28 protein-coding genes and 1 tRNA gene are annotated in these 23,300 nt (G+C 57.7%); 8 read left to right on the forward strand and 21 right to left on the reverse strand.

Annotated elements, in window-relative coordinates; translation table 11 throughout:
• Positions 1-46: 46 nt before the first annotated feature.
• The 3 genes from AC1DFB_RS08705 to AC1DFB_RS08715 form a co-directional block, all read right to left on the reverse strand.
• Complete coding sequence (locus AC1DFB_RS08705; protein ID WP_170403255.1) at positions 47-370, reverse strand: hypothetical protein; 324 nt, start codon at positions 368-370, stop codon at positions 47-49.
• Between the two features lie 136 nt (positions 371-506).
• On the reverse strand, positions 507-2,318 hold the full coding sequence (locus tag AC1DFB_RS08710; protein WP_170403258.1) for an ABCB family ABC transporter ATP-binding protein/permease: 1,812 nt from the start codon (positions 2,316-2,318) through the stop codon (positions 507-509).
• A gap of 59 nt (positions 2,319-2,377) precedes the next feature.
• On the reverse strand, positions 2,378-3,718 hold the full coding sequence (locus AC1DFB_RS08715) for a LysM peptidoglycan-binding domain-containing protein (protein ID WP_480922525.1): 1,341 nt from the start codon (positions 3,716-3,718) through the stop codon (positions 2,378-2,380).
• A gap of 126 nt (positions 3,719-3,844) precedes the next feature.
• On the opposite strand from AC1DFB_RS08715, the gene AC1DFB_RS08720 reads away from it, so the two are divergent.
• Positions 3,845-4,396 (forward strand): TIGR00730 family Rossman fold protein, encoded by a 552-nt coding sequence (locus AC1DFB_RS08720; RefSeq protein ID WP_170396357.1) that lies wholly within the window; start codon positions 3,845-3,847, stop codon positions 4,394-4,396.
• A gap of 47 nt (positions 4,397-4,443) precedes the next feature.
• Here the strand turns inward: AC1DFB_RS08720 and AC1DFB_RS08725 are convergent, their stop codons facing one another.
• Both AC1DFB_RS08725 and AC1DFB_RS08730 read right to left on the reverse strand, forming a co-directional pair.
• Complete coding sequence (locus AC1DFB_RS08725) at positions 4,444-4,896, reverse strand: baeRF12 domain-containing protein (RefSeq protein WP_170396355.1); 453 nt, start codon at positions 4,894-4,896, stop codon at positions 4,444-4,446.
• A gap of 285 nt (positions 4,897-5,181) precedes the next feature.
• Complete coding sequence (locus AC1DFB_RS08730; RefSeq protein ID WP_480922526.1) at positions 5,182-5,781, reverse strand: superoxide dismutase; 600 nt, start codon at positions 5,779-5,781, stop codon at positions 5,182-5,184.
• Between the two features lie 101 nt (positions 5,782-5,882).
• On the opposite strand from AC1DFB_RS08730, the gene AC1DFB_RS08735 reads away from it, so the two are divergent.
• Entirely contained in the window at positions 5,883-6,650 is a 768-nt protein-coding gene (locus AC1DFB_RS08735; RefSeq protein WP_480922527.1) for an FkbM family methyltransferase, read from the forward strand.
• A gap of 109 nt (positions 6,651-6,759) precedes the next feature.
• On the opposite strand, the gene AC1DFB_RS08740 is transcribed toward AC1DFB_RS08735, so the two are convergent.
• The 4 genes from AC1DFB_RS08740 to AC1DFB_RS08755 all read right to left on the reverse strand — a co-directional run bounded on the left by AC1DFB_RS08740 (position 6,760) and on the right by AC1DFB_RS08755 (position 12,039).
• Positions 6,760-7,326: a sarcosine oxidase subunit gamma family protein gene (locus AC1DFB_RS08740; RefSeq protein WP_170422292.1), complete on the reverse strand. Its 567-nt coding sequence runs from the start codon at positions 7,324-7,326 to the stop codon at positions 6,760-6,762.
• On the reverse strand, positions 7,319-10,333 hold the full coding sequence (locus AC1DFB_RS08745) for a sarcosine oxidase subunit alpha family protein (RefSeq protein WP_170403278.1): 3,015 nt from the start codon (positions 10,331-10,333) through the stop codon (positions 7,319-7,321). The genes AC1DFB_RS08740 and AC1DFB_RS08745 overlap by 8 nt, the downstream gene beginning before the upstream one ends.
• Before the next feature lie 43 nt (positions 10,334-10,376).
• Positions 10,377-10,706, reverse strand: a complete 330-nt coding sequence (locus AC1DFB_RS08750; RefSeq protein ID WP_170422295.1) for a sarcosine oxidase subunit delta — start codon at positions 10,704-10,706, stop codon at positions 10,377-10,379.
• An 88-nt stretch (positions 10,707-10,794) separates the two neighbouring features.
• Entirely contained in the window at positions 10,795-12,039 is a 1,245-nt protein-coding gene (locus AC1DFB_RS08755; RefSeq protein WP_170422297.1) for a sarcosine oxidase subunit beta family protein, read from the reverse strand.
• A 178-nt stretch (positions 12,040-12,217) separates the two neighbouring features.
• Here AC1DFB_RS08755 and ccmI point away from each other — a divergent pair, with 178 nt between their 5' ends.
• Genes ccmI through AC1DFB_RS08770 form a run of 3 tightly spaced genes read left to right on the forward strand, consistent with a single transcriptional unit; the run spans position 12,218 to position 14,150 of the window.
• Positions 12,218-13,438 (forward strand): c-type cytochrome biogenesis protein CcmI, encoded by a 1,221-nt coding sequence (gene ccmI / locus AC1DFB_RS08760; protein ID WP_480922528.1) that lies wholly within the window; start codon positions 12,218-12,220, stop codon positions 13,436-13,438.
• Positions 13,435-13,899 carry a Holliday junction resolvase RuvX gene (gene ruvX, locus AC1DFB_RS08765; RefSeq protein WP_170403288.1) on the forward strand — a complete coding sequence of 155 codons (465 nt, stop codon included), beginning with the start codon at positions 13,435-13,437 and terminating at the stop codon, positions 13,897-13,899. The genes ccmI and ruvX overlap by 4 nt, the downstream gene beginning before the upstream one ends.
• A 17-nt stretch (positions 13,900-13,916) precedes the next feature.
• The gene (locus AC1DFB_RS08770; protein WP_170512846.1) at positions 13,917-14,150 is read left to right on the forward strand and encodes a DUF1289 domain-containing protein; all 234 of its coding nucleotides are present in this window, start codon (positions 13,917-13,919) and stop codon (positions 14,148-14,150) included.
• A 9-nt stretch (positions 14,151-14,159) separates the two neighbouring features.
• Here AC1DFB_RS08770 and AC1DFB_RS08775 read toward each other — a convergent pair whose 3' ends face one another.
• The 7 genes from AC1DFB_RS08775 to AC1DFB_RS08805 form a co-directional block, all read right to left on the reverse strand.
• On the reverse strand, positions 14,160-14,360 hold the full coding sequence (locus AC1DFB_RS08775) for a hypothetical protein (RefSeq protein WP_170512844.1): 201 nt from the start codon (positions 14,358-14,360) through the stop codon (positions 14,160-14,162).
• Between the two features lie 280 nt (positions 14,361-14,640).
• Positions 14,641-15,369 (reverse strand): SpoIIAA family protein, encoded by a 729-nt coding sequence (locus tag AC1DFB_RS08780; protein WP_170422303.1) that lies wholly within the window; start codon positions 15,367-15,369, stop codon positions 14,641-14,643.
• A gap of 36 nt (positions 15,370-15,405) precedes the next feature.
• The gene (locus AC1DFB_RS08785) at positions 15,406-16,191 is read right to left on the reverse strand and encodes a hypothetical protein (RefSeq protein ID WP_480922529.1); all 786 of its coding nucleotides are present in this window, start codon (positions 16,189-16,191) and stop codon (positions 15,406-15,408) included.
• A complete protein-coding gene (locus AC1DFB_RS08790; RefSeq protein ID WP_480922530.1) occupies positions 16,185-17,009 on the reverse strand; it encodes a sulfite exporter TauE/SafE family protein in 825 nt (274 codons plus the stop codon). Before AC1DFB_RS08790 ends, AC1DFB_RS08785 begins: the two co-directional genes overlap by 7 nt.
• A gap of 28 nt (positions 17,010-17,037) precedes the next feature.
• Positions 17,038-18,057, reverse strand: a complete 1,020-nt coding sequence (gene dusA / locus AC1DFB_RS08795) for a tRNA dihydrouridine(20/20a) synthase DusA (RefSeq protein WP_480922531.1) — start codon at positions 18,055-18,057, stop codon at positions 17,038-17,040.
• A gap of 92 nt (positions 18,058-18,149) precedes the next feature.
• A tRNA-His gene (locus tag AC1DFB_RS08800) sits at positions 18,150-18,226 on the reverse strand.
• A gap of 47 nt (positions 18,227-18,273) precedes the next feature.
• Positions 18,274-18,756, reverse strand: a complete 483-nt coding sequence (locus tag AC1DFB_RS08805) for a GNAT family N-acetyltransferase (protein WP_170403306.1) — start codon at positions 18,754-18,756, stop codon at positions 18,274-18,276.
• Positions 18,757-18,834: 78 nt separating this feature from the next.
• Between AC1DFB_RS08805 and AC1DFB_RS08810 the strand changes: the two genes are divergently transcribed.
• Positions 18,835-19,023 carry a DUF6324 family protein gene (locus tag AC1DFB_RS08810; RefSeq protein WP_170396325.1) on the forward strand — a complete coding sequence of 63 codons (189 nt, stop codon included), beginning with the start codon at positions 18,835-18,837 and terminating at the stop codon, positions 19,021-19,023.
• On the opposite strand, the gene AC1DFB_RS08815 is transcribed toward AC1DFB_RS08810, so the two are convergent.
• On the reverse strand, positions 19,020-19,439 hold the full coding sequence (locus AC1DFB_RS08815; RefSeq protein ID WP_480436653.1) for an MmcB family DNA repair protein: 420 nt from the start codon (positions 19,437-19,439) through the stop codon (positions 19,020-19,022). The two genes, AC1DFB_RS08810 and AC1DFB_RS08815, sit on opposite strands and share 4 nt — an antisense overlap.
• Before the next feature lie 117 nt (positions 19,440-19,556).
• Here AC1DFB_RS08815 and AC1DFB_RS08820 point away from each other — a divergent pair, with 117 nt between their 5' ends.
• Both AC1DFB_RS08820 and AC1DFB_RS08825 read left to right on the forward strand, forming a co-directional pair.
• A complete protein-coding gene (locus tag AC1DFB_RS08820) occupies positions 19,557-19,877 on the forward strand; it encodes a metalloregulator ArsR/SmtB family transcription factor (RefSeq protein WP_170396321.1) in 321 nt (106 codons plus the stop codon).
• Positions 19,874-20,299 carry an SRPBCC family protein gene (locus tag AC1DFB_RS08825; protein ID WP_480922532.1) on the forward strand — a complete coding sequence of 142 codons (426 nt, stop codon included), beginning with the start codon at positions 19,874-19,876 and terminating at the stop codon, positions 20,297-20,299. Before AC1DFB_RS08820 ends, AC1DFB_RS08825 begins: the two co-directional genes overlap by 4 nt.
• Before the next feature lie 215 nt (positions 20,300-20,514).
• Here AC1DFB_RS08825 and AC1DFB_RS08830 read toward each other — a convergent pair whose 3' ends face one another.
• From AC1DFB_RS08830 to ribB, 4 genes are read right to left on the reverse strand one after another with little or no spacing between them, the layout of a single operon-like run.
• Positions 20,515-20,820 carry a hypothetical protein gene (locus AC1DFB_RS08830; RefSeq protein ID WP_170403312.1) on the reverse strand — a complete coding sequence of 102 codons (306 nt, stop codon included), beginning with the start codon at positions 20,818-20,820 and terminating at the stop codon, positions 20,515-20,517.
• Between the two features lie 59 nt (positions 20,821-20,879).
• Positions 20,880-21,362, reverse strand: coding sequence for a transcription antitermination factor NusB (gene nusB, locus AC1DFB_RS08835; protein WP_170396315.1), 483 nt, complete (start codon positions 21,360-21,362; stop codon positions 20,880-20,882).
• Positions 21,359-21,910 (reverse strand): 6,7-dimethyl-8-ribityllumazine synthase, encoded by a 552-nt coding sequence (locus AC1DFB_RS08840; protein WP_170396313.1) that lies wholly within the window; start codon positions 21,908-21,910, stop codon positions 21,359-21,361. Before AC1DFB_RS08840 ends, nusB begins: the two co-directional genes overlap by 4 nt.
• A 2-nt stretch (positions 21,911-21,912) precedes the next feature.
• A complete protein-coding gene (ribB, locus tag AC1DFB_RS08845; protein WP_480922533.1) occupies positions 21,913-23,034 on the reverse strand; it encodes a 3,4-dihydroxy-2-butanone-4-phosphate synthase in 1,122 nt (373 codons plus the stop codon).
• Between the last annotated feature and the right edge of the window lie 266 nt (positions 23,035-23,300).

A 23,300-nucleotide genomic window follows, 5' to 3' on the forward strand; every position in this document is an offset into this window, starting at 1 on the left:
AAAAAGGCGAGCCTTCGGGCTCGCCTTTTCAATTCTGGCAGACGCGTTACTCGACGAACGCGTATTCGCCCAGATCACACAGGTTCATACCATAGTCTTCAATCGATTCTCCGTCGCTGAAAACACCGCGGATGTCATAGACACACGTGGTCAGCCCGTCCGCGATGAGGACGCCCACTTCGTAATCCGCGCCCAAATATCCACCCTCAAGAAGGTTGCCTTCCCAGCTGCCGGATGAGGCCGGAGACACGTTGAACTCGACCAGATCATAGCTGGTTTCATTGATAATCAAGAATTCCAGATCCTCGGCTGCCGCCGAAGTCGCCATCAACAGTGTTGCAGTCAACGCTGCTGCTGCTCGCATTTTCATGAAGTTTCTTCCTTGTCTGTGTTTCGGCCCGCACAGTGTCGCGGCGGCGGGTCCGCGTCAAACGGAAAACCGTATCGCAGCGGCCGATTTTTATCGAACCGATCCACGCAATCATCAGTTGTAAGGACCGTTGGGCTCACGCCGCTTCACTGTCGGCCTGTTGACGGTTCCACAGCTGGGCATATCGCCCTTCGCGGCGGAGCAGCTCATCATGCGTGCCCTGCTCAATGATCTCACCACGTTCCAGCACGACGATCCGGTCGGCCTCGGCAATGGTGCTAAGGCGGTGTGCGATGGTGATCACCGTCCGCCCCTCACCCGCTCGGGCCAAAGCATCTTTGATGTCCTGCTCGGTATCCGTATCCAAGGCTGACGTCGCTTCGTCCAACAACAGGATCGGCGGGTTTTTTAGCAAGGTTCGGGCGATGCCGACGCGTTGCTTTTCACCGCCTGATAGTTTCAGGCCGCGTTCGCCGACCTTGGTATCGTACCCTTCTGGCAGGCTGACGATGAAATCATGAATCTGCGCGGATTTGGCGGCGGTCTCTACATCCTGCTGGGTCGCGCCTTCACGCCCATAAGCGATATTGTATCGGATCGTGTCATTGAACAGGACCGTATCCTGCGGAACGACACCGATCGAGGCATGCAGGCTTGACTGGCTAACATCGCGCACATCCTGCCCGTCGATTTTCAGCGACCCGCCGGTGACATCGTAAAACCTAAATAGCAGCCGCCCGATTGTGGACTTCCCAGACCCGGTGGCGCCGACAATCGCAACGGTCTGACCGGCTGGTACGGTCAAAGAAACGCCCTTGAGGATTTCGCGATCAGGCTCGTACCCAAAGCGGACATCTTCAAGCGTGACCTCCCCACCATTTACCTTCAGGTTCGGGGCGCAGGGTTTATCCATCACTTCCGCTGGCTGCTCCAACAGATCAAACATCTGCCCCATATCCACCAGTGACTGACGAATTTCGCGGTACACCGTGCCAAGAAAATTCAGCGGTACGGTTATCTGGATCATGTAAGCATTAACCATCACGAAATCGCCGACGGTCAGCGCCCCCTTCTGCACGCCCATTGCAGCCAGAACCATCACGCCAATCAGGCCACATGTGATCAGGAACGACTGACCAAAATTCAGGAATGCCAGCGAATAGGCCGTCTTCAGCGCGGCCTTCGCGTAACCTTTCATCGAAACATCATACCGTTCGGCTTCGCGGGTTTCGGCATTGAAATACTTGACTGTTTCGAAGTTCAGCAGGCTGTCGATGGCGCGCTGGTTGGCCTCGGTATCCTGATCGTTCATCTCGCGCCGCAGCTTCACGCGCCACTCGGTCACCGCAAAGGTGAACCATATGTAAAGCGCAATCGTCACCGCAACGACGACCAGATACCAGACGTCGAATAACCATAGCAGGATGATCGACACCAGAAGCAATTCCAGGATCAGCGGCCCGATTGAAAACAGCAGAAACCGCAACAGAAACTCTACGCCTTTCACGCCCCGCTCGATTATCCGGCTGAGACCACCCGTGCGCCGGGTCACGTGATAGCGCATCGAGAGCTGGTGAATGTGCTGGAACGTCTCAAGCGCCAGCGCTCGCAGCGCGCGTTGCCCAACCGGTGCAAAGAACGCATCCCGCAATTGCTGGAAGCCAACAGTCATCATGCGGGCCACACCATAGGCAACGGTCAATCCGATCGCACCCAACGCAAGCGGCGGTACACCTTCGCCCGCCAAACCATCCACGGCACCTTTGTACAGGATGGGAGTATACACAGCGATCAGCTTGGCCAGCACCAGCATCGCCATCGCCAAAATGACACGCCGTTTCACCCATGGCTCGTCCTCGGGCCAAAGATAGGGCGAAACCTTGCGGATGGTTCGCCAGCCCGAACGATGCTCGTCCGTGTCGGTTTTGATCGCGGATGGTTGTCTCATCACGTACCTTAACTGCGGTCAGAGAATTGCCCTGGCCCGGGTTGGGCCAGTGGTCATGTTTATTCAGGAATGGTGAAAATCTGCCCTGGATAGATCAGGTCAGGATCACGGATCGAATCTTTGTTAGCCTCGAATAGTTTGACATACAGCACACCGTCACCAAACCGGTCGCGCGAGATCGCCCAAAGCGTATCACCCTTTTGAACCGTGACCGAGCGGATCGCCGGAGCGTCGGTTGAGGCCTCACCCGGATTGGTGGTTTCGGTCGCGCGCAGGACCTCAACAGGTTCGCGTTTGAACGGCGTCTCAAGCCTGCTGACCACAGTGCCATCAGGGGCAACCTCATCCACTCTCAGAGTGTAGACTCCGGGGTCAATGCCCTCGACCTCGCCGCGCCATTGCCCGTCAGTCGCTGGTGCAATGTCGGCCACAAGCTGGTTGTCCAGATACAAGCGTACGGCCGATCCATCCTGCGCCCGCCCGGTCAATTCCACATCACCCGCGTCTGAATAGCCAATCGTGTCCAGGGCTATCTGCTCTGGCGGCGTATCCTGAACAGTGGGTGCTTGCAAAAGTTCAACCCCTTCTTCGCCCGAGCGCAGGATCGCAACCTGCTGGTCAGGCGCGTCGCCTGATTCCGGCTGAGTTTCAGTCGCGGGCGCGGTCTCATTCACAGGTGGCGTTGCGGCACCTGCAACTTCTGGTTCATTCTCTTCGGTTTCAGCTTGGTTAGCTGCTTGCTGATCGGTTGTTTCCGTATCCGTCGTCTGCGCCTCGGCAACCTCTTCGACCGGCTCATCGGCAGCGGGCTCCGACACGGCCGGTGGGGCCGGTTCGGGCAGCGCCGCGATCAGATAATCATCTGAACGGCTGGTGTCTTCGCCTTTCCGGGTCTCAAGAACAAGCCCGCGAGCGTCGTCTGCAAACGGGATCGATACAAACTCGGCGAACTGGCCGCTGTCATCGACGGTGAAGCTGTGAACAGTCTCACCGTCCAGCAGAACACTGACCTCGGACCCCGGTTCGGCATTGCCGGATAGTACCGCATTTCCATCGGACTCAACGAATATCTGATCCAGAACCGGCGCGGCCACAACCGGAACATCCGCATCTTCGCTATCCGGAGTTTGATCGGAAATCTCGGGCGGTGTGTCTTCAGCAACAGATTCGCCGGCTTCCGCCGCCTGGCTTTCGGGCTGCGCCTCCGCTGGCTGGGTTTCCGGCTCGGCGACCTCCGCAATCGGCTCGGATGTTTCGGTTGCTTCCTGCTCAGCCTGCTGTTCCGGCTCGCCGAACAGACCGGACAGGTACAACCCGCCCGCAACGAGCACCACAACGATCCCGGCAACCAGCCCCCATATGAAGGTACCAGAACCTCCGCTTCCCGATTTGGCGTTCATTCTTTTCCTTTCACTCCGCCCGGGAAATGCCCAGTTTGGCGCGCATTTCATGGAGCGGTTGAGCCAACCTATCAATCCCGCTATCAGGGGTCAAAACCCCTAACACAAGAGCAGAGAGCCCTACCTATGTCCCAGAAATCCGTCTGTGTGTATTGCGGGTCACGCAATGGTGTGAATCCTGCCTACTCCGCCGCTGCCCACAGCTTTGGAACCTTGTTGGCCAACGAAGGCTGGCGGCTGGTCTACGGGGCCGGAGATGTGGGTCTTATGGGCGAGGTCGCGCGTGCAGCGCAATCGTCCGGCGGCGATACATTTGGGGTGATCCCGGTGCACTTGCTTCAGCGCGAGGTCGGCAAGACCGACCTTACCCGCTTCATCGTGACCGAGACGATGCACGAGCGTAAAAAAGTGATGATCATGAACGCGGATGCCGTAGTTGTCCTGCCCGGCGGCCCCGGATCATTGGATGAACTTTTCGAAGCACTGACATGGCGGCAACTGGGGCTTCATGACAAACCCATTCTGGTGATGAATGTTGACGGGTACTGGGACACGCTGCACACGCTGCTGAATCAACTGATCGGTCAGGGGTTTGCAGATGGTTCTCTGGCAGAATTCATCACCTGGGTCGACACACCGGATGCGACCATGTCCGCGCTTCGCAAATTACTGAACTAAAAAACTGGCAATCGGGCGGCGCAAGCCGCCCGAGTCTCAGTATTCGTTTAGGCAGGTTTTGCCAATCGGGTCTTCAGTATCCGTTCGACCTTGTGCAAAGGGTGGTTTGTGAGTGTTTTGTCAACCTCGGCCACCACCTTTGCCAGCACTTCACTGTGCAGCCGACGGCGCAACAGGCCCAGAACATGCGGACTGGCAACCAATACCAATCGTTTATAGGCCCCTTTCAGCCCCTTGCGATTCAGAAGGTTCGCCACATCCTGAACGAACAGAGATTTTGCGTGGGACTTCCATGTCTCCTCTTCAACTGCAGATTTCTGGTTCGGTCCCGTATCGGGTCGCCGCCCTGCCCTGTCACTTGGCTTTGTCGGTGCTGCGTCCTGTTCTTCGACCGACACGACGACCAAGTTGGGGTCCTGTGCGTCCGTGATATTCTCCATCACCAGCGCTTTTTCCCCATCGGCGATGATAACCCATGTTCCCTGTTCAAGTGCAGCCATTCGTGATCTCCTGTATCGCTTTGGTTGGCCTTCGCCTGTCCCTCAGACACACTTGTCCGGCTATGCGGCGTTGGTGTTTCGCGCGCATTCTGGTCGGTATTTGGTTGATTGGCGGTTCTCTCCCTCCGCTTACTTTACGTAGGTGCTGGAAGGCGGCACACAATGGGTGCGATCACGAAAGTTGACGTACCGGCAGGTTTTCACCGGCCACTCATCGTTTCCTAAGAAAAAGGCCCGCCAGCATCACCGCCAGCGGGCCATTCGCTAAGTTCTACCAAGCGGGGATCACATCCGCGAGGCGACGTTTTCCCAGTTCACCAGATTGTCGAGGAAATTCGACAGGTAAGCCGGACGCTTGTTGCGGAAGTCGATGTAATAGGAATGCTCCCACACGTCACAGCCCAGCAGTGCGGTCTGACCAAAGCACAGCGGGTTCACTCCGTTCTCGGTCTTGGTTACGGCCAACGAGCCGTCTGCATTCTTGACCAGCCAAGCCCAGCCCGAACCAAACTGACCAGCACCGGCAGCGCTGAACTGTGATTTGAATTCGTCAACCGAACCAAAGCTCTCGGTCAGAGCCTTCTCCAGCTCACCGGGCATCGCGTTGCCACCGGGGCCCATCATCTCCCAGAACTGGTTGTGGTTCCACAGCTGGCTGATGTTGTTGAAGATACCGTTCTGCGCGACGGCATTTGCGTCGTACGTGCCAACGATGATCTCTTCCAGTGACTTGCCGTCCCACTCGGTGCCGGTGATCAGCTTGTTGCCGTTGTCGACATAGGCCTTGTGGTGCAGGTCATGGTGATATTCCAGCGTTTCCGCGGACATACCCTTGGCTGCCAGCGCGTCATGTGCATAAGGAAGATCAGGAAGTTCAAAAGCCATCTCGGCCCCCTGTTGAAAATGAATGTTGCGGTTCCAAAGGTTAAATGCTTTGACAGCCGCCGCAGGTCAAGGGCCGCAACACAAAAACCCGGAGGTCCGCGATGCTGACACAGGCGCGCAAAATGTTCTATCGCGCCCGCGGATACTATGCGGGCAACTTGAACGGTGAACCCTTTCGCCTGGACCCCTATCACTCGAAATTCTGGCGCAAGGCATCAGCCGGGGAGTGGGAACCCGAGACATTTTCGGTGCTGGACCACTATCTGTCGCCCGAAAAGGACTATCTTGATATCGGTGCATGGATCGGCCCCACGGTCCTCTATGCCGCGCGCCGCGCTCGCCATGTGTGGTGTTTTGAGCCTGACCCAGTGGCTTACCGCCATTTGGTCTGGAACCTAGAGCTGAACGACATCCGAAACGTATCAGCCTTCAGCATCGCCTTGTCAGATGGGTTTGGAGTGACACGAATGGCTTCAGCGCACGGAGAGGCAGGCGATTCAACGTCATCATTGCTCCACGAAGGAAGCCATGGCACCGACGCACTTACCATCGGTTGGGATCAATTTTCTGAATCCGTCGACCTGACTGATGTCTCTTTGGTCAAAATGGATATCGAAGGCGCTGAATTTTCGGTCCTGCCTTCTCTGCTGCCTTGGTTAGAAAAAGATAATCCTGCGCTGTTTCTCTCAACGCACGCACCTTATCTGAGCGCAGACAACCGCAGCGCGGCCATGAAAAAACTATCAGAAGACCTGGCTTTCTATCGCCAATGCCACGACCCACACACAGGCGAAACCGGCAAGTCAGCCCTCACGGGCCAGCGTGCACTCACTCAGTTCCCGACATTCCTGTTCAGCACGACCCCCTGAGACCCGAACCAGAGATCCGGCCTTCATCTAAACAGAAATACCCTGGGAGTGAGGCCGCAGGCCGAGGGGGCAAAGCCCCCACACCCACATATCATCAGGCGATCGGGACTTAATAAACCCCGACCTCGCTGCCGGGCTGCGCCGCAACCTTCAGCAATTTGAACGCATAATCCGCCGCAGAGCGGAAGCAGACGATGCGGAAAGTCTCAGCGTCGTCCATCCAGAAGGCACCTGCCACCTGCGCCAAACGCGAACGGCGGATCTGGCCGGGTTGGAATGCCTCGGCCGACAGCTCAACCGGAGCCAGCTTGCCCAATACCTCGCGTGCGTTCGCGCCCGAAACGCGGAATACGGCCCGCGCGTCGGAGACGTTGACCGCCAGCGCGTGCGTACCACTTAGCGCGTTGGTCATCGCGGCCAGTTTGGCCTCGACCTCGGCATAAGGCACAAGCACCAGCAATTCGTCGGTGGACATCCAGCAAACACCGGTGTCGCCATTCACAAACGCTTCACGCTGACCGGGCACTTTCTGCCCGGTGGCGTCTTTGACAGCCTTAGCCAGTACCTTATCCGACAGATCACCGCGCAGTGTGATCATGCCCTGCAGGCCACATTCCTCGATCTTGGCGATGCCATCATATGAGGCGTGGTTCAGTGCGCTGATGGGTTCAGACATTCTGCTTCTCCCCGTCCTTGTCATAGAAGATCGGGTCCACGATCTTGGCCTTGTAGGTTTTGCCGTCAGTGCCCGGGAACTCGACCACTTCGCCCATTCGGTCGGGGCCGTGTTTGATCAGGCCCATGGCAATGCCTTTGCCCAGATTGGCCGAGTAGTAGGTCGAAGTAACGCGCCCGATCATGTTGCGCTGACCGTTCGCATTCACGCCCTCGCCCACCGCATAGGCACCGTCCGGCAGAACCGATCCATCCACAGTCTCAAGACCAACCAGTTTCCAGCGCTCAGGATCGGCCATATGGGTCCGCGAATGGGCGCGTTTTCCGAGGTAATCCTCTTTCTTTTTGGACAGCGCCCAGTGCAGCCCCAGATCCTGCGGGATCACGGTGCCGTCGGTCTCATCGCCGATCATGATAAAGCCTTTCTCGGCACGCAGAATATGCAGACATTCGGTGCCGTATGGCATCACTCCGAACTCCTGCCCTGCCTCGATCAGAGCGTCCCAGAACGCCTGACCTTGGCTTGCAGGGACCGCGATCTCATAGGACAGCTCACCCGAGAACGAGATACGGTAGGCCCGCGCGTCGAACGCGCCGATCTTGCCATCGCGCCATTCCATGAAGGGCAGCGCCTCTTTCGACAGATCCATGCCGCCCAGCTTCTCAAGTACCTTGCGGGCGTTCGGACCTACCACGGCGACCTGCGCATATTGCTCGGTGACGTTCGCGACGTAGACTTTCCAGTCCCACCACTCGGTCTGCAGCCATTCTTCCATGTGGCCATGGATACGCTCGGCCCCGCCGGTGGTGGTGTGGCACAGCCACGTGTCCTCATCGATGCGGGCAACAACGCCGTCGTCGATCAGGAAGCCATTCTCGGAACACATCAGGCCATAGCGGCATTTGCCGACCTTCAGCGTGGACATCATGTTGGTGTACATCATGTCCAGGAACTTGCCTGCGTCGGGGCCTTTGACGATCAGCTTGCCGAGGGTCGAAGCGTCCAACAGCCCGAGGTTTTCGCGGGTGTTTTTAACCTCGCGATTCACCGCATCATGCACGGATTCTCCGGGTCGCACATAGGCATAGGTTCGACGCCAATGGCCGACCGGCTCCCAATCGGCCCCGTTCTTATCGTGCCAGTTATGCATCGGCGTTTGACGGATCGGCTGGAACACCTCACCACGCGCTTCACCACCAATCGAAGCCATCGAGATTGGAGTATATGGCGGGCGGAAGGTGGTGGTACCGACCTTCGGGATCTCTGAATCCAGCGCATCAGCAAGGATTGCCAGACCGTTGATATTACTCAACTTACCCTGATCCGTTGCCATGCCCAGCGTGGTGTAACGCTTGGTGTGCTCGACACTTTCATAGCCCTCGCGCGCAGCCAGTTGCACGTCCGAGACCTTGACGTCGTTCTGGAAGTCCAGCCACGATTTCATGCGCAGATCAATCTCGGCATTAGAAGGCATGAGCCAGACAGCGGCCATTGGGGCCTCGGCCGTAGTCTCACCAACTGGCGCTTTGGTGCGCTTCGCGGAGAACCCGGCCGCCTTCGCTGCCGCTTTGCCGGCAGTATCTGCATCCTTCAGGACATCCCCCAGGGCCAGCGGGCCGTTCGAAGCCCCTGCCGCCAGAACAAAACCTTCACCGTCGGCCCCCAGCGGAGGACGCGAAGGATCGGGGCGGAAATGCGCGTTCGCCTCGTCCCAGATCAGCTTACCGCCGCAATGCGACCACATATGCACGACCGGAGACCAGCCACCTGACATGGCAATCGCATCGCATTCGACCTCTTCCCGGGCGCCTCCGATCCCCTCTTGATTGCAGATCGCAACTTTCTTGACCCGCTTGCCGCCTTTGACCTTTGCGATCGCCTTGCCCGGATCGACGCGGATACCCAGCTGACGCGCCTCTTCGGCCAGAGGTCCGGCGGTGTCGCGCGCATCAACCACGCGCAGGACATCGACACCGGCCTGCTTCAAGGTAATTGCAGTCCGGTAGGCGTCATCATTGTTGGTGGCGACGATTACACGCTCGCCCGGCGTCACGCCCCAGTTGACCACATAGTCGCGCATGGCAGAGGCCAGCATGACGCCAGGCACATCATTGCCTGCGAATGACAGCGGACGCTCGATGGCACCGGTCGCGGTCACGACCTGCTTCGCACGAATGCGCCACAGGCGGTGACGCGGCCCCTGAACACCTGGTTTGTGGTCTGTCAGACGCTCATAACCCAGTACATAACCATGGTCATAGACCCCCGCACCCATGCAGCGGTTGCGCATGGTGACGTTGCCCATTGTTTCGAGATCGGAAACCAATTGTTCCACGAACTTATCCACAGGCTCGCCATTGATGGTTCCGCCATCAACCGGAGCGCGACCACCCCAGTGCGCAGTCTGCTCGATCAGCATCACCTTGGCACCGGTTTGGGCTGCCACCTTGGCGGCCTGCAAACCCGCGACACCACCGCCAATCACCAAGACATCGGTGAAGGCGTAAAAGTGCTCGTATGTGTCCGCGTCACGGTTGTCCTTGTCGGGCGCTTTGCCCAAACCCGCCGACTGGCGAATAAACGGCTCGTAAACATGTTTCCAGAACGGTTTCGGATGGATGAACATCTTGTAATAGAAACCGGCGGGCAGAAACCGCGACAGATGCGTATTGATCGCACCGATGTCGAACTCGAGGTTCGGCCAGTGGTTCTGTGATGCGGATGTCAGACCATTGAACAGCTCTGTCGTGGTGGCGCGCTGGTTCGGCTCGAACCGGTTGCCCTCACCCAGACCGACCAGAGCGTTTGGCTCTTCCGCGCCACTCGCGACCACGCCGCGCGGGCGGTGATACTTGAACGACCTGCCCATCATCATCTGATCATTTGCCAGCAAGGCAGACGCGAGCGTATCGCCCTCGTAGCCCTGCATCGAGGTGCCGTTGAAGGTGAAGTTGACCTTTTTCGACCGATCAATCAAACGGCCATGTTTTGCGAGACGGGTGCTCATGATGCGGACCTTTCGCAGGCAGTATTTTGGATGGCTGTACAGATCATTTGTACTCTCTCCACGTCCAGCCGGGACGCTTGGCGGTGATGGCGTCCTTGATCTCTTGGGGCGGCTCGGTTGTCTGCGCCGAATAGGTGCCAAAGACCTCAAGCGTGTTCGTACAGCGCGCGGCGTGGAACCACTTGCCGCACCCATTGGCATGGCGCCAGCGTTCGAAATGAACGCCTTTGGGGTTTTCGCGCATGAACAGGTAGTCGTGGAACTCATCATCTGACGAGCCCGGGCCATAACGCTTCAAATGCGCCTCGCCACCTGCAGCCAGTTCAGTTTCTTCGGCTTCGACGCCGCAATAGGGGCATTTCAAGATCAGCATGTGATCATCCTCTTGGCAGCAGGCGAGACGTATCTGCCTACAAATTCTGCGTGACGGGCGTGCGAGATTTTTCGACGAAAAATCTTCATCAGTGCGCCACCCCAGCCGCGACGCTTTCGTCGATGAAGCGGCCTTCTTTGAAACGATCCAGCGAGAAGGCTTCGGTCAGTGGTGAATGCCCCGTGGCCATCAGCTGTGCCATGCCCCAGCCCGATCCCGGAATGGCTTTGAAGCCGCCGGTGCCCCAGCCCGCGTTGATAAAGCAGCCATTAAGCGGTGTTTTCGACAGGATGGGTGAACGGTCGCCGGTCATATCCACAATACCGCCCCACTGGCGCAGCATTTTCAGGCGCGAGATCATCGGGAAAGTTTCGACCAATGCGCGTACCGTTTCCTCGATATGATGGAAGCTGCCGCGCTGGGTATAGTTGTTGAATCCGTCCGTGCCACCACCAATCACCATCTCGCCCTTATCGGACTGAGACATGTAGCCGTGTACGGTGTTCGCCATCACAACGACATCCATGCAGGGTTTGATCGGCTCAGAAACCAGCGCCTGCAGCGCGACGGCCTCAAGCGGCAGACGGAAGCCCGCCATCTCAGCCAACTGGCCGGAATGCCCCGCAACCACGATCCCCAGCTTGTCACAATCGATGGCCCCTTTTGTGGTATCGACCCCGACAACACGACCGTTTTCGGACCGGACGCCGGTGACTTCGCATTTCTGGATGATGTCCATACCCATGGCCGAGCATGCACGGGCATAGCCCCATGCCACCGCATCATGGCGCGCGGTCCCACCACGTTCCTGCCAAAGCCCGCCCAGAACCGGATAGCGCGGACCTTCCAGATTAATGATCGGCACCAGTTCTTTCACACGCTCGGGCCCAATCCATTCGGTCTGAACACCCTGCAGCGCATTCGCATGCGCAGTACGCTGATAGCCGCGAATCTCGTGCTGGGTCTGCGCCAGCATGATTACGCCACGCGGACTGAACATGATGTTATAGTTCAGTTCCTGGCTTAGATCTTCGTAGAGACCGCGAGCCTTTTCGTAAATCGCCGCTGACGGGTCCTGCAGATAGTTCGATCGGATGATGGTCGTGTTCCGACCGGTGTTGCCACCGCCCAACCAGCCTTTTTCTATTACGGCAACGTTCTGGATGCCGTAGTTCTTGCCAAGATAGTAGGCTGTTGCCAGGCCGTGACCGCCGGCCCCGACGATAATGACGTCATAGCGCTTCTTAGGCTCCGGCGAACGCCATGCGCGCTCCCATCCGGTGTGATAGCGCAGCGCTTCGCGCGCTACAGCAAAGGCTGAGTAGTGTTTCATGTGCGAATCCGTCCGGTCTTCGATGATTGGGCGCAGGTATGCCGTGCCCGTACATTTTAACCCTGCCGCGCAACGCCGCAATAATGCACTATTGCGACATGAGCGCCCTTCGCGGCTATTTGTCCCTTTTTTCCATGCGCCGACAGGTCTAAGTCAGGGCAACCATTTTGGAGGGACCATGCCGTTCTGGGTTCTCATCTTCTTGATCGCGCTGCTGATCGCGATTTTCCTGGGTTACACGATGCTGCGCGGTCGTCGCGGCACCGGCCCGACAGCTGCTTATGATCTGCGAGTCTATCGTGAACAGCTAGCAGGCGTTGACAAAGACTTGGCGCGCGGCGTGATCGCGAAAGCTGATGCCGAGCGTGTACGCACGGAAATCTCGCGCCGTATCCTGGCCGCAGACGCGCAGATGCGCAATGAAGACAAAGGCACCGGGCCATCACGCTTGGTTACCATAATTGCGTTCCTCGCCATGGCCGCCGTTCTGGTTGGTGGCGGGTTGGCGATGTATCGCCAGTTGGGTGCTGCCGGTTTCCCTGACATGCCCCTTTCAGTTCGTCTGGAAATGGCAGAAGACCTGCGCGAAAATCGACCCAGCCAGGCTGAGGCCGAGGACATTGCCACACCGCTCCAGACGCCTCCGCTGGACGAAAGCTATGCAACTTTGCTGAACCGGCTGCGCGAAACTGTGGCCGAACGCCCCGATGATCTGCAAGGCCATACCCTGCTGGCACAACATGAAACCAATGCGGGGAACTTCAAAGCAGGGTATGAGGCACAAACCCGTGTGATCGAACTGTCGGGTGACAATGCCTCGGCTCAGGCCTATTCGGATCAGGCCGAGATGATGATTCTGGCCGCTGGCGGCTACGTCTCACCGGAAGCGGAAGCCGCCTTGCGACAGGCGCTTGAGCGCAATCAGCGCTTGGGTCCTGCCCGGTATTATTGGGGGCAGATGCTGGCACAGACCGGGCGGCCTGATATGGCTTATCGCGTTTGGGTCGAAACCCTGAATGACGCCCCGGCCGGCGCGCCATGGGCGAATGCCATCCGGTCACAGATCGATGAATTGGCATTCCGCGCAGGCGTGTTCAACACACCCGACTTTTCTGCTGCATCCGGCCCCAGCCAAGACGATGTAAATGCCGCTGCCGAGATGTCGCCAGAAGAACGACAAGAAATGATCCGCGGTATGGTCGATGGCCTTTCGGACCGCCTTGCGGCCGAGGGCGGGACACCCGAGGAGTGGGCACGCCTGATTGCCGCCTTGGGCGTGCTGGGCGAAGGCCAACGCGCCATCAAAATCAGGAACGAAGCCAAGGAAGTATTTGCGGGTAACGCTGAAGCGTTGGAGATGATCGACGCTGCCGCGCTGCAGGCCGGAATCGCTCAATGATCCACGACGCGTTCGAAGACTTCGCAGCATCCCTGCCCCCAATGTCAGCCCTGATGGGGCTGGATCTGGGAGAAAAGACCATCGGCGTTTCCGTCTCGGACCGGATGCGCGGCGTGGCCACCCCGCTTGAGACGGTACGACGCAAGAAATTCACACTGGATTCCGCGCGTTTGATCGAGATTGTGACCGAGCGTGAGATCGGCGGCATTATCCTCGGACTGCCGCGCAACATGGATGGCAGCGAAGGGCCGCGCTGCCAGTCAACCCGCGCCTTCGCACGAAACATGACCCGTTTGACCGATCTGCCCATCGGTTTCTGGGACGAACGACTAAGCACCGTTGCGGCAGAAAAAGCACTGCTTGAGGCGGATACGACACGAAAACGTCGCGGACAGGTTATTGATCACGTCGCAGCAGGTTATATTCTGCAAGGCGCGCTGGACAGACTGCGCTTTCTTTGACGGATCGGAAAACGCCCATGACGAATATGGTTTGGAAACGGGACGAGGTCGAAAGCCCTTGCATCCAAATCTGCGTCGTTCACCCGACCGAACGTATCTGCACCGGCTGCTACCGCACCATTGACGAGATCACGCGCTGGTCAAAGATGGACAGCACCGAACGGGCCGAAATCATGCAGGATCTGCCGGAACGCAAACCCCGTCTGGCAAAGCGCCGTGGTGGCCGTGCCGGCCGGCTGCAAGGGTCCTGATCAGCAAGCCTAGTATTTTGGCGTCCGCGTAGGCTTAAGATCACTCAGAGATTCGTGATCCCGCAACTCAGAACCGAACAGTTCAACCAGCTCGTTCTGGGTTGTCGTCTTTGCAGGTCGCGGGCGCAACTCAGCTTCCACCTCGTGGCTTTCAGCCTGTTCGGGAGTGTCCTTCGAAAGAATGCGCTTTAGTACTGAGCGAAAAATCATTGCTCTTCCAATATGTAATAAACGACGCGCCACTGCGGGACCGTTCCGAACACCGAGGGGGAAGAGTCCGGAAGCTGTGTTTGAGTGAGTGGTGGCCCACAGCGACGCGAAACAGCTTGTTGCCTCTCCCTCTAAATCCGGGACAGGTAAGGACTTTTTAAGTTATTTGACCAACCAGTCAATAATAGCGCTAACTTAAAGTTGCATTCCGTAACGTCAACGCAAAAAAGAACAATGCCTATGATTACAAGGCATTGTTTCTGAACCATTTTTAGAGCATTTAGCCAGTCGCAAGCCAGGTTTTTGCATTCTCGTATTCCTCAGCCGGGAAATACTGGGTCCGCGTTCCCAGAACATGGCTGGCCATGCGTTGCGCCATTTTTTGCCATGTCTTGTCACCGACAATCGCTGCACGATCCAGCATCCCAATATGACCAGCCGCCAGTCTGAAATGGGCTGCCATTGCAGTCAGACCCTGCCAACCATCGAACTCGCGCAGATCGATCAACAGGCGAAACCCGTCACGTTCGCGCAACAGCGCATCAAGATCGGTTTGAGCCTGACCGTATTCCTGCGAATCCAGTTTGCCCATCAGGCTGATCTGCACGCAAGGTCCGCCCAGATCCGTCACGTGGATCGCCCCGAGAGATTCGCGCATCCAGCGACGCGCTTCCTCCACCCCATCCATTCCAAAAACGTGCACCGGGCAAGGCAGGATCGGGGCAGCCAGGCGGACGCTTGTTTGCACCCATCCCTGGTCCGCCACAACGCCAATCCGGTCGAATCCGCGCCAATGGCTGAGCCCCAACTTGGTATCAGACCATGCGGCACCCAGATCATATCCCTTGAACTCGGACCCAACGATCGCCAGCAGACGTATGGCGTCGTGCTCTTCCAATGCGGCCTCAATAGCGGGAACAAGCGTGCTCGCGTAATCTGCGCTAGTGACCTCGCCCGAAAGCTCGACCTCAATAAGGGCACCATCTGCATTCGTGTGAACCGTAATCATCGAACCAACTCTCCAAAGCCAAACAATGGCAGGAGGTTACGGGGATTCGAGCCATTGCGCTACACCACCAGGCAACTGAGGGCGGAAATAGGCGATCATCCGTCCATCCGGTCCAGCGCTGGCATTCGGACCCCATGGTGCAACACCATGCAGACAGTGGCGGTGCAACAGATAGGCTTCGCCTGGGCGTGCTGGTAGTTCGAGGCGCGGACAGGTCTCGAATACTTCGCGGCGTGCAGCCTGATAGACATCTGTGATATCGGCCTCGCCCAATTCATGCCGCGGCACCTTCTTCATCGCGGCCCGAAAAGCATCGCCGAGGATTTTGTGGCTTCCCTCCCACAGCACCATTGGTGCTGCGTCCACACTGGCCTCGGTAAGTGGGATACCCAATATCCAGGCATGAGGTTCATCCACCCGCCGTCGTCGATCAGGGCCAGTTGGCTTCAGCCCGTCCATATGCGCCGCATCTCGCCGCGCACGATACCGCGCCGCAGCCTCGCTTTCGCCACGCCGGGGTTGAGGGTAGCCCGGATATATTACCGACACCTGCCCTTTGTGCAGATCAATCGATCCAAACTGCTGGTGTGCCAGTTCGATGGCCGCGCCCGCCAGTGCAGGCGAACCCGCGACCCTGCCCTGCGCATCATTGTCCAGTGCATCAACGCCAATGAACCACGTGCCATCGCAATCGTGCCAAGCTGCATGAGCCGGATCGCTGACGGACGCACGCGCAGTGGGAAGAGCGTGCGCCACCCAATCCGCCAACGCTCCATCATAAGGAAACTTTACCCAACCTAGCTTGTAAAACGACGCTACCACCCCAACGCCTTTCTCAGCATATTCAGAGCAACCAGGGTAAGGAATACCGCGAAGACCCGCCTGAGCGGCTTCGGATCCATCGCATGCGCCAGCTTAACGCCCCACGGGGCGGTGATCATAGTCATCGCAACGACGATTCCGAAAGCCACCAGATTGACCGCGCCAATGGTCAGCGGCGGGCGATGCTCCGGAGCGATGTTGAGAAATAAAAAACCCAGCACCGACGGTACAGCGATGATCACGCCAAAGCCCGCTGCGGTCGCAACCGCCCGGTGGATCGGAGTGTTATAAAGGCTCATGAGCGGAACACCGAAACTGCCCCCGCCAATTCCCATCAGTACCGACAGAAACCCGACCGAAGGCGAAAGCACAGCGCGGCGCAATCCCTTGGGCATTGCATCCCCCAACCGCCACTCGGATTTACCCAATCCAAAATAGATGCCGATAACCATGCCAAGCATGCCGAACAGTGCCTGCAAAAACTCTGTCCTCAGAGCTGAAGCCACCAGAACACCGATCACCGCACCCACCGCTATGCCTGGCCCCCAGCCGCGCAGGATGCCCCAATCCACCGCGCCTTTCTTGTTATGGCTAAGAACCGATCGGATCGACGTTACAATGATCGTCGCCAGCGAAGTTGCGAGGCATAGCTGCATCAGCTGAGGCCCGCCATATCCAAGTGTCTGAAACGCATAGAAAAACGCGGGCACCAGAACGATTCCACCACCAACGCCCAAAAGCCCAGCCAACACCCCGGCCAAAGCGCCGATCACAAGCAAAAGGCCCAGCATCTGGGCCAGCAACATCGTCTCGGGCATCATTCCCCCATAGCGGCTCGAAGCCGTCTTAGCCTACCTGTTCCACCTGCGATAGCGCAGCGACAGGGTCCAGAGCCTGCAGGATCACTTCTGGGCCGGCATTCTCGCGCACAGCACCTTCGGAGAGCATCCGCCGCCATCCCCGCGCACCGGGACGCCCCGCGAACAGGCCCAGCATGTGCCGCGTGATCTGGTGCAATCGACCACCGTCGACAAGATGCGCCTCGACATAGGGCAGCATATTTTGCACCACTTCAATGGGATCCGCGACACTGCCCGTTCCAAAGATCAACGGGTCCGCAGCCGCCAGAATATCTGTCGGTTGGTGATAGGCGGCACGACCGATCATGACACCATCAAGCCCAGCCTCCAGATGCTGTTGCGCCTGAGCAAGCGACGTAATGCCACCATTGATCGAGATGTGCATGTCCGAAAAATCAGCCTTCATCCGGTGCACAAGACCATAGTCCAACGGTGGAATATCCCTGTTTTCCTTCGGGCTTAACCCCTGCAACCAAGCTTTGCGCGCATGGATCGTGACACGTTGGCATCCGGCCTCGCGAATTTGGTCGAGGAAAGCAGGTAGCACTTCTGAAGGTTCCTGTTCGTCAACACCGATACGGCATTTCACCGTGACTTCGACCTTCACTGCCTCGCGCATCGCCGCAACGCATTCCGCGACCTTTTCGGGTGCGCGCATCAATATCGCACCAAATGTCCCTGATTGCACCCGGTCAGACGGACACCCACAGTTCAAGTTGATCTCGTCATATCCGGCTTCAGCGCCCAGCATGGCCGCCTGCGCCAATTCCTGCGGGTCAGAACCCCCTAGCTGCAACGCAACCGGGTGCTCCTGAGGATTAAAGTCCAGCAGATGCAGCGCGCCGCCGCGCACCAAAGCAGGCGCTGTGACCATTTCAGTATAAAGCAAGGTCTCAGAACTCAGCAAACGATGCAGAAACCGGCAATTCTTGTCGGTCCAATCCATCATCGGCGCGACAGACAGTCTCGCACTTCTACGGATGTCTACAGGTTTCTTATCCGGCATATCTTGCTCATGTCATCGGAACGCAGCTTTCGCCAAGTACCGGGTATACAGAAAGACCTGCAACCGGCAAACCGTTCTTGGGTTTTGGGAGATGGTACCGCCTCCCTGGCTTGAACAGGGGACCTCTGGATCCACAATCCAGCGCTCTAACCAACTGAGCTAAGGCGGCACTTGTGAGGGGCGATTTAGCGAAGGCGTACGGGGATTGCAAGGGGATTAAAGCTGAATTCGCCAGCTTTGTTCGACCAGATCGACACCGAAGGAATGCACCGGCTTGCTGTCGACAAGCTCCCACCCAAACGCACGATACAGCCCGCAAGCGGCGGCGTGACTCTCATGGGTCCACAGCACCATCTGGCGATATCCTGCGTCGCGGGCGAAACCCATGCAGGCAGTCAGTAGCCGCTTGCCCAGCCCCTGTCCACGAGCCTCGGGCAGCAGCAGAAACAACCGCAGCTTGGCGGTTTGATCATCCAGCCTGACACAGAAAATACTACCCAAACGATCCCCGTCGCACTCGGCGATCCAGCCTTGTTCGCAAGTTGGATCGTGATCCGCGATGAATTCCGTCAGAATGCGGGCAACCAGCGGGCCGAAACTGTCATCAAACCCTTCGTCGCGGGAATAAAGCACTCCATGCTGTTCAACCAGCCACGGCGCATCCTCGGCGCGGAAAGGTCTGAGCGTTGCCGTCTCCATGCCCTATCTGAACCCATAGTCGGCTTGATTCTCAACCCATCGCGCGTTAGCACCAAAGCGCATTTCCCGGAGGCGAACATGAGCATCAATACCGAACGCGATATCGAAGCGAACCTGCAGATCGGCCCCACCGATCATGGTATGGTGCGGCTGTTCATTGAAGGTGCCGGTATTGAGATTCCAATGGATTTCGACCCCGAAGAGGCCGAAGAAATCGCCGAGGAAATCCGCGCCGCAGCCCAAGCCGCGCGCGCCATCAAAAGCTAAACCCTGGGGTCGCGCAAAGCCTGCAACCGACGTGCAGAATCCATCGCGAATTTCTGAACCATCTTTTTGCGCCGCGCCGGGGCTAGCTTGCTTTCTGGCCCCATACGGATGATTTCGGCATCATAGGCATCAGCGATGATCAAGCCTGTTTCCGCAGGCAGAAGCTCGGTCGGGAAATCCGTATCAACCGCCCAAAAGAATCGGTCACACCAGTCAAGATAGCCCTGCCATTTGGAATCCGACTGATAATCGGCGCGGCTGGATTTACACTCGACCACCCAAATCTCACCCTTTGGGCCCAACCCCATCACATCGACCCGCAGCCCTCGGGTAGGGACAAATTCTTCAATCGAAACATAGCCGTGGGTCAACAAGTGACGCGAAACACCACGGGCCAGCTTCTGTCCAGGCTGCATAATTAGTGTCATTCCGAGAATGTGAACAATTCATGAACAAAAATCAAGCAGCTTGACATAGTACCATTTGGTATCGCAATAATATGAAACCAAATGGTATCTAATAAGAGGTGCCCGATGAATACACAGACCCAAAACGCATTTCGCGCCCTGGCGGACCCGACCCGCCGCGACATCGTTCAGATGCTAGCAGCGCAGGATATGACGATCGCTCAACTAACCGAACGTTTCGACATGACCCGCGCGGCCGTCAAAAAGCATCTGACCGTTTTGTCCGACGGAGGATTGATCACCGTCGAAGCTCGTGGACGCGAACGCATCAATCGCCTTGAACCCAAAGGAATGGCTCCGGTTCTGGACTGGCTCAGCTACTTCGACCGGTTCTGGGATGATCGCCTCGCAAATCTGAAGAAAGCTATCGAAGGGAATAAGAAATGACAGACGCAGTTTTGCAGAAAACAATCTTTCTCCGCGCCACACCGGAAGTCGTTTGGGACTATTTGACTGATCCCGACCGGTTGGCCGAGTGGTTTCACAAACCCGAACGTCCCCTTGCTGCTGGACAAAAGCTTGAGATGTTCGGGACGACCAGTGGCGACCTTCTGATTTGGGGTGAAGTGCGTGAAGCGAGACGTCCAGAGTATCTTGAATATACATTCACCATAAAACCGATGGGCGGCGCCGAAAGTGTGGTCAAGTGGACGCTGGAACCCGTCGCCGGCGGTACACGCCTTGGACTGCTGCACGAGGGCTTACCTCAAGGGGCTGACGCCTTTGACCTGATCCTTTCGCTGGATGACGGATGGGATGAACATTTCGGCAAGATGCGCACCGCATTGCACGAAACTGTTGATGCTTAACCCCTTGTGCGAACCTGCTTCAGGCCCTACTTAGGCCCGTGGCGGGTTCTGCCCTTCTTGTGACAGGTAGCATTCTGGTGGCCTTAAGCAATTCCGAGGGGGCTGGCTCTGTTCAGGTCCTGGCCTGATTACCTGGCGCCCACCTGTACATACAGGTCCTCGGGAATCAAACCGCACGGTTGACTGGTGGTCCCGCCACATATTTACCTAATAAATCAGCGCCCTGCGCGCACTTCCTGTTTGATCGGCGCAGGCTTCAAACCATGAGCAATCGGTGTTCCACCACGTGGTTTGTTCGGCTTCTCAGCCATGCTCATGATCGCATAGGCGAACTGCACACCCGCAAAGACGATCCCGTTCATGAACCAGATCATGGCCAACGCGATCAGACCAATTTCCGAACTGGTGATCAGATGCCGTAGATTGGCCACGTTGAGCGCCAGCAGCACCCCGACAAAGACGGCCGAGATCACAAAGCCCCAGATGACTTGCGTAATGTAGAGACGGACCAGTTTGGGCATGGCGAACCTCCTTGCGCTGTGATGGTGAGTCTAGCGCATGCAGGGTCGCGGTAAAGGCGTCAGAACGCCTCGGGCTGGGCCTCGCGCGCCATGTGATCCAGCACAGCGTTCACGAATTTGGGCTCTTTGCCTTCGGGGAAGAACGCACGTGCGACATCGACGAATTCGGTGATCACGACCTTTGGCGGCGTGTCGCTCTGGGTCAACTCAGCCCCGGCCGCGCGAAACACAGCGCGTAGGGTCGGATCGATGCGCGCAATGGGCCATTTGGCGACCAATGCACGATCGGTCATCTGGTCGATGGTGGCCTGATAGTTCACGGCGTCATCCACCAACTTACGGAAGACACTGATATCGCCATCCAGCATCTCATCCCCCTCGTAGACCGCGCCAAACCGATGATCCAGAAACTCATTCACAACCTGTTCAGTCGTCTGGCCCGACTGCTCCATCTGGAACAGTGCCTGCACGGCATAAAGCCGGGCGGCGGATTTCATAAGGCGTTTCTGGTTGGCCGGTTTCGGCGCGTCTGTCTGGGTCATGCTGTCGTGGGTCCGTTGCTGTCGCCCGCCACAAGGATGGACTCGGACGGTGGCTTGAAGCCCACGCCCTTTTTGGAAGAGCCCCACTTACGGCTGAGCGCGATCAGATGCAAGGCCGCAGCCGCCGCTCCACCGCCTTTATTCATCTTTTCGGGGTTTGCACGTACCTCGGCCTGTTCGTCGTTTTCGACAGTCAGGATGCCGTTGCCGATCAGCAGGCCCTGCAGGCCCATCAACTGGATTGCACGGCTAGAGTCGTTGCAGACGGTTTCATAATGCGTCGTCTCGCCCCGAATGACACAGCCCAACGCGACATAGCCGTCGTAGTTGCACTGACGGTCGGCCATGGCGATTGTGGTCGGGATTTCCAGCGCACCGGGCACTTCGACCACGTCGCAGGTTCCGCCTGCGGCCTCGATCTCAGCCTTGGCACCAGCGACCATGTTGTCAGCGATGGCACGGTAGAACGGAGCCACCACCAGCAGCAGTTTCACCGGCTTGTCGAAGCTGGGAGTCGGCAGAATGCCATGTTTGTCTTTTTCAGCCATTATCAGTCTTCCTTGAGGATCGAGCGGGTGCCGACGATTGACAGTCCAAACGCGTCGAGCCCCAGATACACGGTTTCAGGCGAGTCTGTCAGCAACACCAGTTCCTGAATACCCATCTTGGACAGGATCTGCGCACCCAGACCGGTTTGCTTGATCGTGCGCGGGCCTTCGTCGTCTGCGGCATACAGCGAATTTCGCGGCTGACGGAAAAGGCAAACGACGCCGCGCCCCTCTTCGGCGATCTTTTCCATCGCGCGGGGCAGCTCTCGTGACGATTTCGGGCCAAGACCCAGAATATCGGGCGCTTCATGCAGGGCGTGGGTCCTGGTCAGGACCGGCTCGGGCGTTGTGATGTCGCCCTTGATCATGACAACGTGTTCGATACCGTGGGTCTGGTCGGTGAAAATCCGCATCTCCCATTCGCCACCGTATTCGGAATTCACTGTCTCGCGCGAAGTTTCAACCACCAGATTGTCGTTACGCGAGCGATAGGCGATCAGATCACTGATCGTGCCGATCTTCATGTCATGCTCTTTGGCGAAGGCGACCAGATCAGGCAGGCGCGCCATTGTGCCATCGGGCTTCATGATCTCGCAGATCACGCCCGAGGGGTTCAGCCCGGCCAGACGCGAGATATCAACGGCGGCCTCGGTGTGCCCCGCCCGCACCAGTACCCCGCCCCTTTTTGCGCGCAGCGGGAAGATATGGCCAGGTGTCGCGATATGCGCCATTGTGTTCTGCTCATTGATTGCCGTCGCCACAGTCAGCGCGCGATCAGCGGCCGATATTCCCGTCGAAACTCCCTCGCGGGCTTCTATCGACACGGTGAAGGCTGTCTCATGACGCGACGAGTTGTTCACCGCCATCATCGGCAGGCCCAGGCTATCGATCCGTTCCGCTGTCATCGGCAGGCAGATCAACCCGCGCCCATGGGTCGCCATGAAATTGATCGCCTCTGCGTCAGCGAACTCAGCCGCGATCACCAGATCACCCTCATTCTCGCGGTCCTCATGATCCACAAGAATGTACATCCGGCCCTTACGGGCCTCGTCGATGATTTCTTCGATCGGACTGATCGCCTCGCGCAATTGGGCCTCTACCGGTCCGGGGGTCTCAAAACTCATAGGGCAGCCTTTCGCACAACGGGTTTGAATGGCGGGATAGACCAGAGTGGACGCAAAGACCAGCCTGTAAGCACTGCGAGATAGATTGATATGCCCAGCGCTATAGGGCCAGCGATGAAATCTGGTGCCAACTCAGTTTACCAATCCTATGCGCCAGTTTTGACTTAGGCCTTTTCCGCGCATTGTCGCCAATAGCTGAACCTTTAGGCCGGTTGCGTGAACTTTGTCCACAAATTGCCCCAATTGGGCCCTTGGATCGCCTGATA

It is taken from the genome of Ruegeria sp. S84 (genome assembly GCF_056583445.1).